Source organism: Fructilactobacillus sp. X2R1C1 (genome assembly GCF_059901435.1).
This window is the reverse complement of record NZ_JBWXUV010000124.1, coordinates 1-250: the sequence shown is the minus strand read 5'-3', so window position 1 is coordinate 250 and position 250 is coordinate 1. Positions and strand designations below refer to the sequence as shown.

Here is a 250-nt window from a genome sequence, read left to right as displayed (position 1 = left end):
CACTTCATCGGGGCCCGCCCATGGAACTGCATTACTCCGTTGCTATCCGGCTCCAACTTGCCGAAGCCAACCTCAAGGTTTGCCCTGACGTACTCAGCACCTGCAGCGCCATCAACTGGTGGTGAGTACACAGCCGTGAGGATCACCTCGCCGCGCAGCTTTCCCCCAACCAGCATTGACGCCGGAATCGGATACTGAGCCTTCCGCCACTTCGTCCCAGTCACCAGGTCGACTTCAAACACAAGCGTAA

1 protein-coding gene is annotated in these 250 nt (G+C 58.4%); it reads right to left on the bottom strand.

From position 1 onward, the window contains the following. Nucleotides 1-250 (bottom strand): hypothetical protein (locus tag AC6UDG_RS07725; protein WP_500706995.1); only part of this gene is annotated, 250 nt, incomplete at both ends.